A 16006-nucleotide genomic window follows, 5' to 3' on the forward strand; every position below is an offset into this window, starting at 1 on the left:
TAACCTTTTGACACAATTTAGTAGTAAGGAGCATCAGCACATGCAACTGGGGATTATCGGACTGGGCCGCATGGGCGGAAACATTGCGCGGCGCCTGATGCTCAATGGGCATGAAACCGTGGTCTATGACCGTAACAGCGCTTTTGTCAGCACCCTGAGTGGCGAAGGCGCCAAGGGCGTCGCCGACCTGCCGGCCCTGGTCGCCGGCCTGGAGAAGCCGCGCGCGGTCTGGGTCATGCTGCCGGCTGGCGCGCCCACCGAAGACACCATCGAAACCCTCAGCCAGTTGCTCGAACCGGGCGACGTGATCATCGATGGCGGCAACACCTACTATAAGGACGACATCCGTCGCGCCCAGGCGCTGGCGGAAAAAGGCCTGAACTACATCGACGTCGGCACCTCCGGCGGCGTCTGGGGCCTGGAGCGCGGCTACTGCATGATGATCGGCGGCGACGCCGAGGTCGTCCGCCGCCTGGACCCGCTGTTCGATGCGCTGGCACCGGGCATGGGCGACATCCCGCGGACCAAGGACCGAGTGGCCGAAGACGATCGCGCCGAGCGCGGTTACATTCACGCCGGCCCCGCCGGTGCCGGGCACTTCGTCAAGATGATCCACAACGGCATCGAGTACGGCATGATGCAGGCCTTCGCCGAAGGCTTCGACATCCTCAAGACCAAAGCCTCGCCAAGCCTGCCGCAAGACCAGCGCTTCGACCTCAACGTCGCCGATATCGCCGAAGTCTGGCGCCGTGGCAGCGTGGTCTCGTCCTGGTTGCTGGACCTGACCGCCGACGCCCTGGCCACCGATCCGCAGCTCGACGGTTTCTCCGGCGAAGTGGCCGACAGCGGCGAAGGTCGCTGGACCATCGAAGCCGCCATCGAGCAGGCGGTGCCGGTTCCTGTGCTGTCGAGTTCGTTGTTCGCCCGTTTCCGTTCCCGCCAGCAGAGCACCTATGGTGACAAGATGCTGTCGGCCATGCGTTTCGGCTTCGGCGGCCACGTGGAGACTCCGAAAAAATGACCTCCTCGCGAAAGAAGTCCAAGGCTCAACCCGCTCCACCCACCACACTGTTTCTGTTCGGCGCCCATGGCGACCTGGTCAAGCGCCTGCTGATGCCGGCGCTGTACAACCTCAACCGTGACGGCTTGCTGGATGAGGGGTTGAAGATTGTCGGCGTCGATCACAACGCGATCAGCGATGTGGATTTCGCCAAGAAGCTCGAGGACTTCATTCGCACCGAGGCTGCCGGCAAGGTCGGCAGCGGCGCGCAAGCGCTGGACCCGGCGCTCTGGGCCAAGCTGGCCAATGGCATCAGCTATGTCCAGGGCGACTTCCTGGACGACAGCACCTATGATGCGCTGGCGGCGAAAATCGCCGCCAGCGGCACCGGCAATGCGGTGTTCTACCTGGCCACCGCACCGCGCTTCTTCAGTGAAGTGGTGCAGCGCCTGGGTGCGTCGGGGTTGCTGGTCGAAGGGGACAACGCGTTTCGCCGGGTGGTGGTGGAGAAGCCGTTCGGCTCCGACCTGCACACCGCGCAAGCGCTGAACGAATGCCTGCTCAAGGTGATGAGCGAGAAGCAGATCTATCGGATCGACCATTACCTGGGCAAGGAGACGGTGCAGAACATTCTGGTCAGCCGTTTCTCCAACAGCCTGTTCGAGGCTTTCTGGAACAACCATTACATCGACCACGTGCAGATCACCGCGGCGGAAACCGTCGGGGTGGAAACCCGTGGCAGCTTTTATGAAAACACCGGCGCCCTGCGCGACATGGTGCCCAATCACCTGTTCCAGCTGCTGGCGATGGTCGCCATGGAACCGCCGGCGGCCTTCGGCGCCGATGCGGTGCGCGGAGAAAAGGCCAAGGTGGTGGGGGCGATTCGTCCCTGGAGCACCGAAGAGGCCCTGGCCAACTCGGTGCGCGGCCAGTACGTGGCGGGCAAGGCGGGCGACAAGCCGGTGGCCGGCTACCGCGAAGAGGCCAATGTGGCCCCGGACAGCAACACCGAAACCTACGTCGCCCTCAAGGTGATGATCGACAACTGGCGCTGGGTCGGCGTGCCGTTCTACCTGCGCACCGGCAAGCGCATGAGCGTGCGCGACACCGAGATCGCCATCTGCTTCAAGCCTGCGCCGTACGCGCAGTTCCGCGATACCGAGGTCGACCACTTGCAGCCGACCTACCTGCGCATCCAGATCCAGCCCAATGAAGGCATGTGGTTCGACCTGCTGGCGAAAAAGCCCGGGCCGACCCTGGAGATGGCCAATATCGAGCTGGGGTTCGCCTACAAGAACTTCTTCGAGATGCAGCCTTCCACCGGCTACGAGACGCTGATCTACGATTGCCTGACCGGCGACCAGACCCTGTTCCAGCGCGCCGACAACATTGAAAACGGCTGGCGCGCGGTGCAGCCGTTCCTCGATGCCTGGAAGGAAAAGGCCAAGGTGCATATCTACCGGGCCGGTGAAGACGGACCGGCGGCCGGCGACGAGTTGCTGACCCGCGACGGCCGTGAATGGCACAGCCTCGGATGAGGGGCGAGGGGCAGCATCCCATCCAGTTCCTGCTCAGCGACATGGACGGCACCTTGCTGCTGCCCGATCACAGCTTGAGCCAGCGCACTATCGCCGCGGTGCGCGCGCTGCGCGAAGCCGGGGTGTTCTTCAGCCTCGCCACTGGGCGGCCGCCGCGGGCCATGTTGCAGCAGATCGAGGCCCTGGGCGTCGACCTGCCGACCGCGGCGTTCAATGGCGGCACCCTCGTCAATCCCGATGGCAGTTTCCTGGTGCGCCACCATGTGCCGGTAGCGGTCGCCAACACGGTCCTGGCGCTGCTGTCGCCGCAGCCGGAAGTCGAAGTCTGGGTGTTCGCCGACGGTGAATGGCTGCTGCGCAATCCCCATGGGCCGATGGTGCCGCGCGAGCAGCATGGCCTGGGTTATCCGCCGGTGGTGGTGGAGAGCTTCGAGGACTACCTGCCGCGCATCGACAAGATAGTCGCCGCCAGTGCCGACACTGAACTGTTGGTGGAGCTGGAGGCGCGTTTGCTGGAGCAGGTCGGCGGGCGGGCGCAGGTCTCCCGTTCGCAGCCGGTGTACCTGGATGTGACGGCGCTGCTGGCCAACAAGGGGCAGGCGCTGATCACCCTGGCGGAGTTTCTCGGGGTGCCGCTTGCGCGCACCGCGGCGCTGGGCGATGGCGGCAACGACCCGGCGATGTTCCAGCAGGCCGGGTTGTCGATTGCCATGGGCCAGGCCGAAGCGGCGGTGAAACGCCAGGCCGACCTGGTGACGGGCAGCAATGTCGTGGATGGCGCCGCCGAGGCGATCGAACGATTTATCCTGCCGCGCTAATGCAAAACCTGTAGCCGCTGCCACAGGCTGCGATCGACCCGCAGGGTCGTGGCGGTCTCCAGATCGCTGAAGGCCTTCGGCCTTATCGTCCGAACGCGTCCCGAGCCTGCGGCAGCGGCTACATCCTTACAGCCAGTAACTCACCGCATACCAGCCCAGCACCCCCATCACCACGGTGTAGGGCAACGCCATCCACACCATGCGTCCATACGACAGGCGCACCAGCGGCGCGATCGCCGAGGTCAGCAGGAACAGGAACGCCGCCTGGCCGTTGGGCGTGGCCACGCTCGGCAGGTTGGTGCCGGTGTTGATCGCCACCGCCAGGGCTTCGAAGTGTTCGCGGCTCATCAGTCCGGAAGCGAAGGCCTGTTTCACTTCGGTGATGTAGATGGTGGCGACGAACACGTTATCGCTGATGGCCGACAACAGCCCGTTGGCGATAAACAGCATGCCCGGTTGCTGGCTCGCTGGCAGCGCCAGCACCCACTGGATCAGCGGGGTGAACAGCTGCTGGTCGTGAATCACCGCCACCACCGCGAAAAACACCACCAGCAGGGCGGTGAACGGCATCGCATCCTTGAACGCGCTGCCCAGGCGGTGCTCGTCGGTGATGCCGGTGAACGCGGTAATCAGCACGATCACCATCAGGCCGATCAGGCCGACCTCGGCGATGTGCAGGGCCAGCGCGGCAATCAGGATCAGCGCCGCCACACCCTGTACCAGCAGCGCCGCGCGTTGCCGGTCGGTGCGTTCGGTGTTGTCTTCAGCGGCGTAGTTGGCCAGCACCGCGCGCACGTTGTCCGGCAGCAGGGTGCCGTAGCCGAACCAGCGCAGTTTCTCCAGCAGCACGCAGGTCACCAGCCCGGCCACCAGCACCGGCAGGGACACCGGGGCAACCTTGAGGAAGAAGTCGGCGAAGTGCCAACCCATTTCATGGCCGATCAGCAGGTTCTGCGGCTCGCCCACCAGGGTGCAGACGCCACCCAGGGCGGTACCCACCGCGCCATGCATCAGCAGGCTGCGCAGGAAGGCGCGGAACTGCTCCAGGTCCTGGTGATGCAGTTGCGGCAAGTGCTGGTCGTCGTTGAATTCGCTGTCCTGGCGCGGGTCGTTGCCGGACGCCACCCGGTGATACACCGAATAGAAGCCCACCGCGGCGCTGATGATCACCGCAGTCACCGTCAGGGCATCGAGAAACGCCGAGAGGAAGGCCGAGAGAAAGCAGAACAGCAGACCCAGCAGCGCCTTGGAACGTACCCCCAGCAACAGCCGGGAGAACAGGAACAGCAGCAGCTCCTTCATGAAGTAGATGCCGGCCACCATGAACATCAGCAGCAGGATCACCGGGAAGTTGTGCACCAGTTCGTCGTACAGCGCCTGGGGCGTGGTCATGCCCAGCGCCACGGCTTCCAGCACCAGCAGGCCGCCGGGCATCAACGGGTAGCACTTGAGGGCCATGGCCAGGGCGAAGATGAACTCGGCCACCAGCATCCAGCCGGCCGCCACCGGGCCGACCGTGAACAGCAGCAAGGGGTTGAGCAGCAGGAAGACGAGAATGCTGGCTTTGTACCAGCGCGGTGAATGGCCGAGAAAGTTGTGGGTGAAAGCCTGGGCCAGTGAACCGGACATTGGCTGCTCCTTGTATTGACGAAGCGCGCAACTTGCCGCAAGCACCGGTGAAGATCAAGAAACTCTGAAATCTTTTGCCACAAATACCGCCCGGGCCCGCGCAGGAGCCGATAAACCAGCTCCTGCGGGCGGTGCCGGTCAGTCTTCGCGTTTGACCACCAGGGTCAGGATGTCGTAGCTGGCCACCAGCTCGCCCAGCTGGTTGCTGACCTCCACGTCCCAGGCCACCACGCCCTGGGGGATGCCTTGCGGGCTCTGCTTGCCCTGGTCGATCTTGCGCTTGCAGGTCAGGCGCGCCTGGATGGTGTCGCCGATGCCCACCGGGTTGATGAAGCGCAGGGTATCCAGGCCGTAGTTGGCCAGTACCGGCCCTGGCGCCGGGGACACGAACAGCCCGGCTGCCGCCGACAGCACGAAGTAACCGTGGGCGATGCGCTTGCCGAACTGCGACTCCCTGGCTGCGATCTCGTCGAAGTGCATATAGAAGTGGTCGCCGGACAGGCAGCCGAAGTTCACCAGGTCGGCCTCGGTCACCGTGCGCCTGTGGGTCAGCAGCGACTCGCCGATCTGCAGGTCCTGGAAGAACCGGCGGAACGGATGCACCTCGGTCTCGATGACCTTGGCGCCGCGCACGTATTCGCCGGTGACCGCCGCCAGCATGGTCGGCGAGCCTTGCACCGCCGCCCGTTGCAGGTAGTGCTTCACCGCGCGCAGGCCACCGAGCTCCTCACCGCCACCGGCACGCCCCGGGCCGCCGTGCTTGAGCTGCGGCAGCGGCGAGCCATGGCCGGTGGATTCGGCGGCGGATTCGCGGTCCAGCACCAGCAGGCGCCCGTGCCAGGCCGCGGCCACCGGGATGGCCTCGGCGGCGATGCGTGGATCGCGGGTCACCAGGCTGGCCACCAGGCTGCCTTTGCCTCGCGCGGCCAGGGCCAGGGCTTCGTCGAGGTCGTCATAGGCCATCAGCGTGCTGACCGGGCCGAAGGCCTCGATATCGTGGGCGCCGCCTTCGGCATGCGGGTCGCGGGCCTGCAACAGGGTCGGGGCGAAGAACGCGCCCTGGCGGGTGTTTGCCCCGCGCGGCTCGAAGCCGTCGCGGGCGCCGAACAACAGGTCGCTGCTCTGCAACAAGCTCTCCAGGCGTTCGGCCACGTCCCGTTGCTGGTCGTGGGAGGCCAGCGCGCCCATGCGCACGCCTTCCACCGCCGGGTCGCCGACCACCACCTTGGCCAGCCTGTCGCGCAGGCGGCTGGCGACCGCGTCGAGGTGCCGGGCCGGCACAATGGCGCGGCGAATGGCGGTGCATTTCTGCCCAGCCTTGGTGGTCATTTCCCGGGCCACTTCCTTGATGAACAGCTCGAACTCTTCGTCGTCCGGGCTCACGTCCGGGGCGAGGATCGCGCAGTTCAGCGAGTCGGCCTCGGCATTGAACGGCACCGAGTTGCGAATCAGCTGTGGGTTGGCGCGCAGCCTGGCCGCGGTATCGGCCGAGCCGGTGAAGGTCAGTACGTCCTGGCCTTGCAGGCGATCGAGCAGGTCGCCGGTGCCGCCAATTACCAGTTGCAGGCTGCCGACGGGCAACAGCCCCGATTCATCCATCAGGCGCACCACGGCTTCGGTCAGGTAGCTGGTGGCGGTGGCTGGCTTGACGATGCACGGCATGCCGGCGAGGAAGCTCGGGGCGAATTTTTCCAGCATGCCCCAGATCGGGAAGTTGAAAGCGTTGATATGCACCGCCAGGCCACCGCGGGGCACCAGGATATGGGTGCCGGCGAAACTGCCGAGCTTGCTCAACGGCAGCGCCGGGCCTTCGTGGACGATATTGCCCGAGGGCAGTTCCCGCGAACCCAGGCTGGCATAGGTGAACAGGGTGCTGTTGCCGCCCTCGATGTCGATCCAGCTGTCGGCGCGGGTGGCGCCGCTGTGATGGGAGATAGCGTACAGCTGTTCCTTGCGCTCGCTCAGGTACAGCGCCAGCGCCTTGAGCCGCTGGGCGCGCTGCTGGAAGTCCAGGGCCATGAGGGAGGCGATGCCCTGGCGCCGGCCATGGTCGAGCGCCTCGGCGAAATCCAGGCGTTCTTCATGGGTGCGGGCCAGTTCGTGGCCGTCGATGGCGCTGCGCAGCACCTGGGCGCCGTGTTGGCCGATCCAGCGGCCGGCGATGAAGCTTTGCAGGGTGGGGGCGTGAGGCATCACGATTCCTCCGGATGATGAATGAGGCCGGCGCGGCCAGCGACCGCGCCGGCGGGGTTTACCAAAGAGCCAGGGTGTAGCCGAGGATCAGGCGGTTCTCGTCGAGGTCGGTGGTCAGGCCGTTGCCCGAACGAAAGGTCACGTTGCGCCAGCGGATGCTCAGGTCCTTCAGCGGTCCGCTCTGGATCACGTAGGTGATGTCGGTGTCGCGTTCGGTCTCGCGGCCGTTGTCGATGTTGCCCGCCTTGACGTGGCGGCCGTCGGTGTAGCGGGTCATGAAGGTCAGGCCGGGCAGGCCCATGGCCGCGAAGTCGTAGTCGTAGCGCAGCTGCCAGGAGTCTTCCTCGGCGCGGGTGTAGGTGTTGTAGGTCACCAGGTTGACCACGTAGGGATCGCCGCCGTTGAGGAACGGGAAGGCGCTGTCACCGGACAGCTGCTGCCAGGTGGCGCTGATTTTGTGCGCTCCCTTGATCAGGCTGAACAGGCTGTTGAAGTTGCGGTTGTCGATCCGCCCGGCGCGCTCGGCGCCGTCGCCACGGCTGTCGAAGTAGCGCAGGTCGCTGCGCAGGCTGAAGCCGCCGCCCAGGGGCTGGGTATGCAGCAGGCCGAGATAGTGCTGGCGATAGATCTGTTCGAGCTTGCCGTAGTAGTAGCTGAGGCTCAGCTGCGGGCTGAAGGCGTAGCTGCCACCGGCGAAGTCGAAATGATCGCTGCGGGCGGCGCCATAACCGATGTCGTCGTTGCTCGAGGAGTCCCGCAGGTTGGCTTCGGTCAGGCGCCCGGCATTTACCGTCAGGCCGCTGATTTCCTGGCTGGTCAGCAGGCCGCCCTGGAACGTCGAGCCGAGCAGACGGGTGTCGTTGTAAGTGGCCACGGGCAGCAGCGGTTGCAGGGTGCCGATCTTCAAGACGCTTTTCGACAGGCGCAGCTTGCCGGTCAGGCCCAGCTCGCTGAACTCGTCCGCAGGTTCGTGGCTGTTGGGGCCGAACGGCAGCAGGCCAGTGCCGCGGCGATCCGCGCTGGAGTCGAGCTTGAGCCCGAGCTCGCCGAGGGCGTCCAGGCCGAAACCCAGGGTGCCCTCGGTGTAGCCGGACTCGAGCCGCGCGGTGAAGCCCTGGGCCCATTCCTCGGCCTTGGACTGCGCGGCGTTGGCCTGGCGGAAGTCACGGTTGATGTAGTGGTTGCGCATTTCGATCCGCGCCTTGCTGTCGCCGATGAAGTCGGCTTGTACGCTGCAGGTGAACAGGCCCAGGCCCAGCGAGGCCATGGCCGGCAGCAGGTGTTTCGGTGAGGCGATGGAAACGGGGTTCATTGTTGTTATTCCCTGTCATCGATCGGAACGGGTTCAGTGTTTGCTGGCGCCGGAGGCGCCGATACCGGTCATCGAGCGGATGAACTGCGCGAGGTAGCGGCCACGCTCCAGTTCGGCCCGCGCCGAGGTGTCGGTCACCGAGAACAGCCAGGCACTGAGGAACGCCAGGCTCATGGAAAACAGCGCCGGGTTGGAATAAGGGAACAGCGCCCGTTCGTGATGCAGCACGTTGACCCAGACCGCCGGGCTCAGCACCAGCAGCACGATCGCCGACACCAGTCCGGCCAGGCTGCCGGTCACGGCGCCGCGGGTGGTCAGGCCTTTCCAGAACATCGAAAGGAACAGCACCGGGAAATTCACCGAGGCGGCGATGGCCAGCACCAGCCCGGAGAGGAAGGCAATGTTCTGCGACTCGAACAGCAGGCCGAGGACGATCGCCAGCACGCCGATGCACAGGGTGGCGATGCGCGACACGCGCATTTCCTGCTGCTCGCTGGCCTGGCCCTTGCGCAGCACGCAGGCGTACAGGTCGTGGGACACCGCCGAGGCGCCGGACAGCGCCAGGCCGGCGACCACCGCGAGGATGGTGGCGAAGGCCACCGCCGAGATGAAGCCGAGGAACAGGTTGCCGCCCACCGCCTGGGCCAGGTGCACGGCGATCATGTTGCCGCCGCCGATGATCGCGCCGCTGGCGTCGCGGAACGAAGGATCGGTGCCGACCATGACGATCGCGCCGAAGCCGACCACGATCAGCAGCAGATAGAAGTAGCCGATGAAACCGGTGGCGTAGAACACGCTCTTGCGCGCTTCCTTGGCGTCGCTGACGGTAAAGAAACGCATCAGGATATGCGGCAGGCCGGCGGTGCCGAACATCATGCCCAGGCCCAGGGAAATGGCGTCGATGGGGTTCGACAGCAGCCCGCCCGGGGCCATGATCGCGCTGCCCTTGGCGTGCACGGCGCTGGCCCCGGCGAACATCGCCTCGGTGCTGAAGCCGAAATGCCTGAGCACCATGAACGCCATGAAGCTGGTGCCGAACAGCAGCATCACCGCCTTGATGATCTGCACCCAGGTGGTGGCGAGCATGCCGCCGAAGGTCACGTAGAACACCATCAGCACCCCGACCAGCATCACCGCATAGAGGTAGCTGATGCCGAACAGCAACTCGATCAGCTTGCCGGCGCCGACCATCTGCGCCACCAGGTACATCAGGGCCACAGTCAGGGTGCCGAAGGCCGAGGTCAGGCGCACCGGGGTCTGTTCCAGGCGGTAGGACACCACGTCGGCGAAGGTGTACTTGCCCAGGTTGCGCAGGCGTTCGGCGATCAGGAACAGGATGATCGGCCAGCCGGCGAGTACGCCCAGGGCGTACAGCAGGCCGTCGTAGCCGTTGAGGAACATCATCGCCGAGATGCCCAGGAAGGACGCTGCGGAGATCATGTCGCCGGCGATCGCCAGGCCATTCTGCAAGCCGCTCATGCCGCCGCCGGCGGTATAGAAGTCGCTGGCCGAGCGGGTGCGCAGGGCGGCCCAGCGGGTGACGCCGAGGGTGAACAGGACAAACACCAGGAACATGCCGATGGCGTTCCAGTTCAAGGGGCGCGCGCTGCCTTCGGCGGCCAGCGCCAGGTCGGTGGCGAACAGACACGGCAGGGCGAACAACGCCAGCAAGCGCTTCATTGGGCGCACTCCTGCTTGAGCTTTTCGTTCAGCGGGTCGATCACGTTATTGGCGCGATAGACATAAAAGCCGGTGAGGGCGAAGGCCAGCAGCACGATCGCCACGCCCACCAGCATACCCACCGTGGTCACCCCGCCACTGAGCGAGCGCCCCAGGGTGCTGGGGGAAAACGCCACCAGCAGCACGAAGCCGTAGTAGATCACCAGCATGGCCAGGGTCAGGGACCAGTAGAGGTTCTGTTTGCGGCGCACCAGCTGGATGAAGTCGGGGTGCCGGCGGATCTGTTCGATGTCTTGCGGGGTCATGGGAGCGCTCTCTTGATGTTGTTTTTGTTTTGGTTGAAACGCGGTGAATTTTTTCTGTAGCCGCTGCCGGAGGCTGCGATAAGGCCGAAGGCCTTCAGCGATCTCAAGATCGTGCGCCCGCTTCGTCGGAGTGCCGCCCAAGTCGATCGCAGCCTCCGGCAGTGGCCACAGGTCAGAGCTGGTCGAAGTCCAGCACCACCTTGTCGCTGACCGGGAACGACTGGCACGACAGCACGTACCCGGCAGCCATTTCGTAGTCCTCGAGGGCGTGGTTGCTGTCCATCTCCACTTCGCCCTCGATCACCTTGCACTTGCAGGTGGAGCACACCCCGGCGCGGCACGAATAGGGCAGTTCGGCGCCCTGGGCATTGCCGGCGTCGAGGATGCTCTGGCTATTGCGCGGCAGGTCGAAGGCCAGGGCGCGACCGTCGCTGATCACGGTGATCTGGCTGACCGCCGCGTCGTGCTGCCGGGCGGCTTCGCGGGCCTCGCGCTTGTGCGGGCTGCCCGCGGCGGCGAACAGCTCGAAGTGAATGCGCTCGGCGGCCATGCCATGGGTTTTCAGGCTGTCGCGCACGGTTTCGGTCATCGCCTGCGGGCCGCAGATGAAGGCGGCGTCCAGGGCCTTGACGTCGAGCCAGCGGGAAAACAGCCGGGCGCATTTGTCGGCGTCGATCCGGCCGTTGTAGAGGTCGACGTCCTGCTGTTCGCGGCTGAACACGAAGATCAGGTTCAGGCGTTGCAGGTAGCGATTCTTCAGGTCTTCCAGCTGTTCGCGAAACAGGGCGGCGGAGCTTGCGCGGTTGCCGTACAGCAGGGTGACGCGGCTGTGGGGCTCGGTTTCCAGGGTGCTCTTGATGATCGACAGGATCGGTGTGATGCCGCTGCCGGCCGCCACCGCCAGGTACTGGCCATGGCGCGCGGGGTCGAGTTCGACATGGAAGTGCCCGGCGGGCGGCATCACGTCCAGGCAGTGCCCGGGCTTGAGCCGGTCATTGGCGAACGCCGAAAAACGCCCGCCGGCCACGCGCTTGACGGCAATGCGCAACTCGCCATCGTTGACCCCGGCGCAGATCGAATAGGAACGGCGCACTTCCTCGCCATCCAGTTGGGTGCGCATCACCAGATGCTGGCCCTGGGTGAAATGAAAGCTGTCCTGCAGGTGCTGCGGAATCTCGAAGGCGATGGACACCGCGTCGCGGGTTTCGCTGCGCACATCCTTGATGGTCAGGCTGTGGAATTTGCTCATGGTTGTTCTCCCACTGACACGGCGTCAGATGCACTTGAAATAGTCGAACGGCTCCAGGCAGTCCCGGCAGCGATACAGCGCCTTGCAGGCGGTCGAGCCGAATTCGCTGAGCTGTTCGGTGTGGCTGCTGCCACATTGCGGGCAGCAGATGGCAGCGCTTTCGCCCAGCAGGCTGCGCTTGCTGCCACTGCCCACGGGCGGGGCGATGCCGTAGGCCCGCAGCCGTTCGCGGCCGCTGGCGGTGATCCAGTCGGTGCTCCAGGCCGGGGTCAGCCGGCGTTGCAGCCGGGGCGCGGGAAACCCGGCGAGTTCCAGGGCGGCGCGGATATCGTCCTCGATCACCTCGGTGGCCGGGCAGCCGGAGTAGGTCGGGGTGACCACCACCTGCAGGTGGCCGTCGTGCCAGTCGAGGTCGCGGACGATGCCCAGCTCCACCACGCTGACCACCGGCACCTCCGGGTCCATGACCGCGCCCAGGATGTTCCAGGCGGCTTCCAGGTCGCCCGGTTGCAGGGCCCGGGCGCCGCGGTCGCTGGAAATCAGCTCACCAGGTCGCATCGGGGTACGCTCGTGGCAGCGCCTGCATTTCCGCCAGCAGAATGCCCAGGTGTTCGCTGTGCAGGCCGCGGCGGGCATCCAGGTAGAAATGGCTGGGGGCCGCTGGCAGGGGCAGGGTGGCGCTGGCGAAAATCCGCGCCACCGTCGCCTGCCAGGCGCTGGCGACCTGCGCGGGGTCGGCGATGATGTCGGCGTCGTGCAGGTGGTTTTCGCTGTCGTCGCCGCCGATCAGCTCGACGGTGAAGCGCCAGAGCAGGGGAATCGCCTCCAGCATGCGCTGGTGGCTGTGCTCGGTGCCGTCGCCCAGGCGTTCGACCCATTCGCTGGAGCGGCGCAGGTGATAGGTGACTTCCTTCACCGCCTTGGCGGCGATCCCGGCGATGCGTTCGTCGCTGGACTGGGCCAGGCCCTTGAGCACTTCCAGGTGCCAGGCATCGTAGAGAAACTGCTTGAGCAGGGTCACGGCGAAATCGCCGTTGGGCTGTTCCACCAGCAGCAGGTTGCGATAGGCCCGCTCGTCGCGGCGGAACGCCAGGTGGTCGGCATCGCGGCCGTCGTCCAGCAGTTCGGCGGCGTAGTCCAGCCAGTTGCGGGCCTGGCCCACCAGGTCGAGGCCGACGTTCATCAGCGCCAGTTCTTCTTCCAGGGCCGGCGCGCGGCCGCACCACTGGCACAGGCGCTGGCCCTGGACCAGGGCGCTGTCGCCCAGGCGCAGCAGGTATTGGATCAATTCGTTTTGCGTGTTCATGGTCGACCTCACATGTGCCCGACTTCGGCCGGCAGCTCGTAGAAGCTGGCGTGGCGATAGACCTTGTCGTCCGCCGGGTCGAACAGCGGGTCCTTTTCATCCGGGGACGAGGCGACGATCAGCGCCGAGGGCACCACCCACAGACTCACGCCTTCGCTGCGGCGGGTGTAGAGCTCGCGGGCGTTCTCGATGGCCATGGCGCTGTCGGCGGCGTGCACGCTGCCGACATGTTTGTGGTTGAGCCCGTGCTTGCTGCGCACGAAGACTTCGAAGAGGGTCCATTCGGACATAAGGGTGACTCCACATCAGGGGCTGAATTCATGTAGCCGCGGCCGCAGGCTGCGATCGACCCCGAAGGGGGAGCGCTCTTGAGGCCCTCGAAGGCCCTTCGGGCCTTATTGCAACCTTCGGCAGCGGCTACGGTTCACGCGGCGTTTTTATTGGTTTTCTTGCGGGCGTGGGCGACCGCGGCTTCGCGCACCCAGGCGCCGTCCTCGATGGCCTTGCGCCGGGTAGCGACGCGTTCCTGGTTGCAAGGGCCGTTGCCCTTGAGCACTTCGTAGAATTCGTCCCACTGGATCTCGCCGAAGTCGTAGTGGCCGCGTTCGGCGTTCCACCTAAGGTCCGGGTCCGGGCAGGTGCAGCCGAGCAGTTCCAGCTGCGGGATGGTCTGGTCGATGAAGCGCTGGCGCAGTTCGTCGTTGCTCTGGCGCTTGATCTTCCAGGCCATGGACTGCGCGCTGTTGGGCGAGTGTTCGTCGCTGGGGCCGAACATCATCAGCGCCGGCCACCACAGGCGGTTGATGGCGTCCTGGACCATGTCCTTCTGCGCCTGGTTGCCCTCGCGCATCATGGTCAGGAGGATTTCGTAGCCCTGGCGCTGGTGGAAGCTCTCTTCCTTGCAGATGCGCACCATGGCCCGGGAGTAGGGGCCGTAGGAGGTGCGCTGCAGCACCACCTGGTTGACGATCGCCGCACCGTCCACCAGCCAGCCCACCGCGCCCATGTCGGCCCAGTTCAGCGTCGGGTAGTTGAAGATGCTCGAGTACTTGGCGCGGCCGCTGTGCAGCTTGGCGATTTCCTCGTCGCGGTCGGCGCCCAGGGTTTCCATCGCGCTGTACAGGTACAGGCCGTGGCCGGCTTCGTCCTGGATCTTGGCCATCAGTTGCAGCTTGCGCTTGAGGGTCGGGGCGCGGGTCACCCAGTTGCCTTCGGGCAGCATGCCGACGATTTCCGAATGGGCGTGCTGGGAAATCTGCCGGATCAGGGTTTGCCGATAGGCATCCGGCATCCAGTTCTTGGCTTCGATCTTGATTTCCGAATCGATTTTGTCCTGGAAGGCGCGTTCCTGTTCGGACATCTCCGAACGAGGCTTGATGCTTTTGACTCCGGTCTCTACCAGCTGTGCGTACATGGTGCGTCTCCTGCCGTGAAGGATTGCCTGGGCATGGAGAGCTTTATATGTGATACAAAAATAAATATCAAACACAAAATAGAGTGTCGTATATAGTTTTGTATCGCTTTGCTCATTGAAGGCTTTCCCTCGAGCAAAAAAAGCCCCGCCGAAGCGGGGCTTTAAGCTTGGAATGGCTTATTTCTGCCGATTGTCCATCACGTGGCTGGCCTTGCCCTCGGAGCGCTTGAGGGAAAAGGCCGGGCGCAAAACGATACGCGAGCTGATACCGATGTAAGTCTTGATGTGCCGGCTCAGTTCGTCGCAGATGGCTTTCTGCTGTTCGTCGCCCAGCTGTCGATGCTCGTTCTTGAGTTCCACATGGACCTCGACGCTGTCGAGGTTGCCGTTGCGGTACAGGTGGATCTCGTAGCATTCGCAGAGTTGCCGGACCTTGAGCACCTGCTCCTCGATCTGCGTGGGGAACACGTTGACCCCGCGAATGATCAGCATGTCGTCGCTGCGCCCGGTGATCTTGTCGATACGCCGCATGGGCCGCGCGGTGCCGGGCAGCAGGCGGGTCAGGTCGCGGGTGCGGTAGCGGATCATCGGCAGGGCTTCCTTGCTCAGCGAAGTGAACACCAGCTCGCCCATCTGGCCGTCCGGCAACACCTGTCCGGTCACCGGGTCGATGATCTCGGGGTAGAAGTGGTCCTCCCAGAGGGTCGGCCCGTCCTTGGTCTCGGCGCATTCCATGGCCACGCCGGGGCCCATGATTTCCGAGAGCCCGTAGATATCCAGCGCGGTGATGCCCAGGCGCTGTTCGATGGCGCTGCGCAGTTCGGCGGTCCAGGGTTCGGCGCCGAAGATCCCCAGGCGCAGGGCGAGCTTTTGCGGATCGATGCCTTGGCGCTCGATCTCATCGGCGATGTTGAGCATGTAGGAGGGCGTGACCATGATGATGTCCGGCTGGAAGTCCTTGATCAGCTGCACCTGTTTTTCGGTCTGGCCGCCGGACATCGGAATCACCGTGCAGCCCAGGCGCTCGGCACCGTAGTGCGCCCCCAGGCCGCCGGTGAACAGGCCGTAGCCGTAGGACACATGGACCTTGTCGCCACGCCGGCCGCCGGCGGCGCGAATCGAGCGCGCGACCACCCTGGCCCAGGTGTCGATGTCGTTCTGGGTGTAGCCGACCACCGTCGGCTTGCCGGTGGTGCCGCTGGAGGCGTGCAGGCGCACCACGTCCTCGATCGGCACGGCGAACATGCCGTAGGGATAGTTGTCGCGCAGGTCGGACTTGCTGGTGAATGGGAACTGCGCCAGGTCCTCCAGGCTGCGCACATCGTCCGGGTGCACGCCCAGCTCGTCGAAGCGCTGGCGGTACAGCGGCACATTGCGGTAGGCGTGGTTCAGGCTCCAGCGCAGGCGTTCCAGTTGATGCTGGCGCAACTGGTCGACGCTGGCGGTCTCCAGCGGGTCCAGCAGGGGATCAAGCACGGCTTTGGCAATTGGCATGTTCATGGCTTCACTCGAATTATTGTTGTGTCGAACCGCCGGCGGGCGGCTCCTGAGTGCCTGCGCCC

At 65.1% G+C, this 16006-nt stretch carries 14 protein-coding genes; 3 read left to right on the plus strand and 11 right to left on the minus strand.

What is annotated here, in order from left to right; genetic code table 11:
• Positions 1 to 7 precede the first annotated feature (7 nt).
• From gnd to AC3RCP_RS15355, 3 genes are read left to right on the plus strand one after another with little or no spacing between them, the layout of a single operon-like run.
• On the plus strand, positions 8 to 1021 hold the full coding sequence (gnd, locus tag AC3RCP_RS15345; RefSeq protein ID WP_225970778.1) for a phosphogluconate dehydrogenase (NAD(+)-dependent, decarboxylating): 1014 nt from the start codon (positions 8 to 10) through the stop codon (positions 1019 to 1021).
• Positions 1018 to 2538 carry a glucose-6-phosphate dehydrogenase gene (zwf, locus tag AC3RCP_RS15350; RefSeq protein WP_053261060.1) on the plus strand — a complete coding sequence of 507 codons (1521 nt, stop codon included), beginning with the start codon at positions 1018 to 1020 and terminating at the stop codon, positions 2536 to 2538. Before gnd ends, zwf begins: the two co-directional genes overlap by 4 nt.
• On the plus strand, positions 2535 to 3356 hold the full coding sequence (locus tag AC3RCP_RS15355) for an HAD family hydrolase (RefSeq protein WP_492570312.1): 822 nt from the start codon (positions 2535 to 2537) through the stop codon (positions 3354 to 3356). The genes zwf and AC3RCP_RS15355 overlap by 4 nt, the downstream gene beginning before the upstream one ends.
• Before the next feature lie 126 nt (positions 3357 to 3482).
• On the opposite strand, the gene nhaB is transcribed toward AC3RCP_RS15355, so the two are convergent.
• The 11 genes from nhaB to paaK form a co-directional block, all read right to left on the minus strand.
• Positions 3483 to 4985 (minus strand): sodium/proton antiporter NhaB, encoded by a 1503-nt coding sequence (gene nhaB / locus AC3RCP_RS15360; RefSeq protein WP_101337882.1) that lies wholly within the window; start codon positions 4983 to 4985, stop codon positions 3483 to 3485.
• 138 nt (positions 4986 to 5123) lie between these two features.
• Positions 5124 to 7178 (minus strand): phenylacetic acid degradation bifunctional protein PaaZ, encoded by a 2055-nt coding sequence (gene paaZ, locus AC3RCP_RS15365; RefSeq protein ID WP_492570314.1) that lies wholly within the window; start codon positions 7176 to 7178, stop codon positions 5124 to 5126.
• A gap of 58 nt (positions 7179 to 7236) precedes the next feature.
• The gene (locus AC3RCP_RS15370; RefSeq protein ID WP_492570315.1) at positions 7237 to 8490 is read right to left on the minus strand and encodes an OprD family porin; all 1254 of its coding nucleotides are present in this window, start codon (positions 8488 to 8490) and stop codon (positions 7237 to 7239) included.
• Positions 8491 to 8523: 33 nt separating this feature from the next.
• On the minus strand, positions 8524 to 10170 hold the full coding sequence (locus AC3RCP_RS15375) for a cation acetate symporter (protein ID WP_102679949.1): 1647 nt from the start codon (positions 10168 to 10170) through the stop codon (positions 8524 to 8526).
• Positions 10167 to 10475, minus strand: coding sequence for a DUF485 domain-containing protein (locus AC3RCP_RS15380; RefSeq protein WP_007926513.1), 309 nt, complete (start codon positions 10473 to 10475; stop codon positions 10167 to 10169). The genes AC3RCP_RS15375 and AC3RCP_RS15380 overlap by 4 nt, the downstream gene beginning before the upstream one ends.
• Before the next feature lie 172 nt (positions 10476 to 10647).
• Positions 10648 to 11724, minus strand: coding sequence for a 1,2-phenylacetyl-CoA epoxidase subunit PaaE (gene paaE / locus AC3RCP_RS15385; RefSeq protein ID WP_492570317.1), 1077 nt, complete (start codon positions 11722 to 11724; stop codon positions 10648 to 10650).
• 24 nt (positions 11725 to 11748) lie between these two features.
• Positions 11749 to 12282 carry a 1,2-phenylacetyl-CoA epoxidase subunit PaaD gene (paaD, locus tag AC3RCP_RS15390; RefSeq protein WP_492570319.1) on the minus strand — a complete coding sequence of 178 codons (534 nt, stop codon included), beginning with the start codon at positions 12280 to 12282 and terminating at the stop codon, positions 11749 to 11751.
• The gene (gene paaC, locus AC3RCP_RS15395) at positions 12269 to 13030 is read right to left on the minus strand and encodes a 1,2-phenylacetyl-CoA epoxidase subunit PaaC (RefSeq protein ID WP_492570321.1); all 762 of its coding nucleotides are present in this window, start codon (positions 13028 to 13030) and stop codon (positions 12269 to 12271) included. Before paaC ends, paaD begins: the two co-directional genes overlap by 14 nt.
• An 8-nt stretch (positions 13031 to 13038) precedes the next feature.
• Positions 13039 to 13320, minus strand: a complete 282-nt coding sequence (gene paaB / locus AC3RCP_RS15400) for a 1,2-phenylacetyl-CoA epoxidase subunit PaaB (protein WP_007926505.1) — start codon at positions 13318 to 13320, stop codon at positions 13039 to 13041.
• A gap of 134 nt (positions 13321 to 13454) precedes the next feature.
• A complete protein-coding gene (paaA, locus tag AC3RCP_RS15405) occupies positions 13455 to 14444 on the minus strand; it encodes a 1,2-phenylacetyl-CoA epoxidase subunit PaaA (RefSeq protein ID WP_007926503.1) in 990 nt (329 codons plus the stop codon).
• 177 nt (positions 14445 to 14621) lie between these two features.
• The gene (paaK, locus tag AC3RCP_RS15410) at positions 14622 to 15944 is read right to left on the minus strand and encodes a phenylacetate--CoA ligase PaaK (RefSeq protein ID WP_101337889.1); all 1323 of its coding nucleotides are present in this window, start codon (positions 15942 to 15944) and stop codon (positions 14622 to 14624) included.
• Positions 15945 to 16006: the final 62 nt, after the last annotated feature.

It is taken from the genome of Pseudomonas sp. GW822-FHT05A08 (assembly GCF_058800485.1).

Excerpts from the sequence above, each read along its gene's own strand:
- AC3RCP_RS15370 (WP_492570315.1), bottom strand. The coding sequence starts at position 8,490 with ATGAACCCCGTTTCCATCGCCTCACCGAAACACCTGCTGCCGGCCATG.
- paaD (WP_492570319.1), bottom strand. The coding sequence starts at position 12,282 with ATGCGACCTGGTGAGCTGATTTCCAGCGACCGCGGCGCCCGGGCCCTG.
- paaA (WP_007926503.1), bottom strand. The coding sequence starts at position 14,444 with ATGTACGCACAGCTGGTAGAGACCGGAGTCAAAAGCATCAAGCCTCGT.
- AC3RCP_RS15375 (WP_102679949.1), bottom strand. The coding sequence starts at position 10,170 with ATGAAGCGCTTGCTGGCGTTGTTCGCCCTGCCGTGTCTGTTCGCCACC.
- paaB (WP_007926505.1), bottom strand. The coding sequence starts at position 13,320 with ATGTCCGAATGGACCCTCTTCGAAGTCTTCGTGCGCAGCAAGCACGGG.
- paaE (WP_492570317.1), bottom strand. The coding sequence starts at position 11,724 with ATGAGCAAATTCCACAGCCTGACCATCAAGGATGTGCGCAGCGAAACC.
- AC3RCP_RS15355 (WP_492570312.1), top strand. The coding sequence starts at position 2,535 with ATGAGGGGCGAGGGGCAGCATCCCATCCAGTTCCTGCTCAGCGACATG.
- paaK (WP_101337889.1), bottom strand. The coding sequence starts at position 15,944 with ATGAACATGCCAATTGCCAAAGCCGTGCTTGATCCCCTGCTGGACCCG.
- nhaB (WP_101337882.1), bottom strand. The coding sequence starts at position 4,985 with ATGTCCGGTTCACTGGCCCAGGCTTTCACCCACAACTTTCTCGGCCAT.
- paaC (WP_492570321.1), bottom strand. The coding sequence starts at position 13,030 with ATGAACACGCAAAACGAATTGATCCAATACCTGCTGCGCCTGGGCGAC.
- AC3RCP_RS15380 (WP_007926513.1), bottom strand. The coding sequence starts at position 10,475 with ATGACCCCGCAAGACATCGAACAGATCCGCCGGCACCCCGACTTCATC.
- paaZ (WP_492570314.1), bottom strand. The coding sequence starts at position 7,178 with ATGCCTCACGCCCCCACCCTGCAAAGCTTCATCGCCGGCCGCTGGATC.
- zwf (WP_053261060.1), top strand. The coding sequence starts at position 1,018 with ATGACCTCCTCGCGAAAGAAGTCCAAGGCTCAACCCGCTCCACCCACC.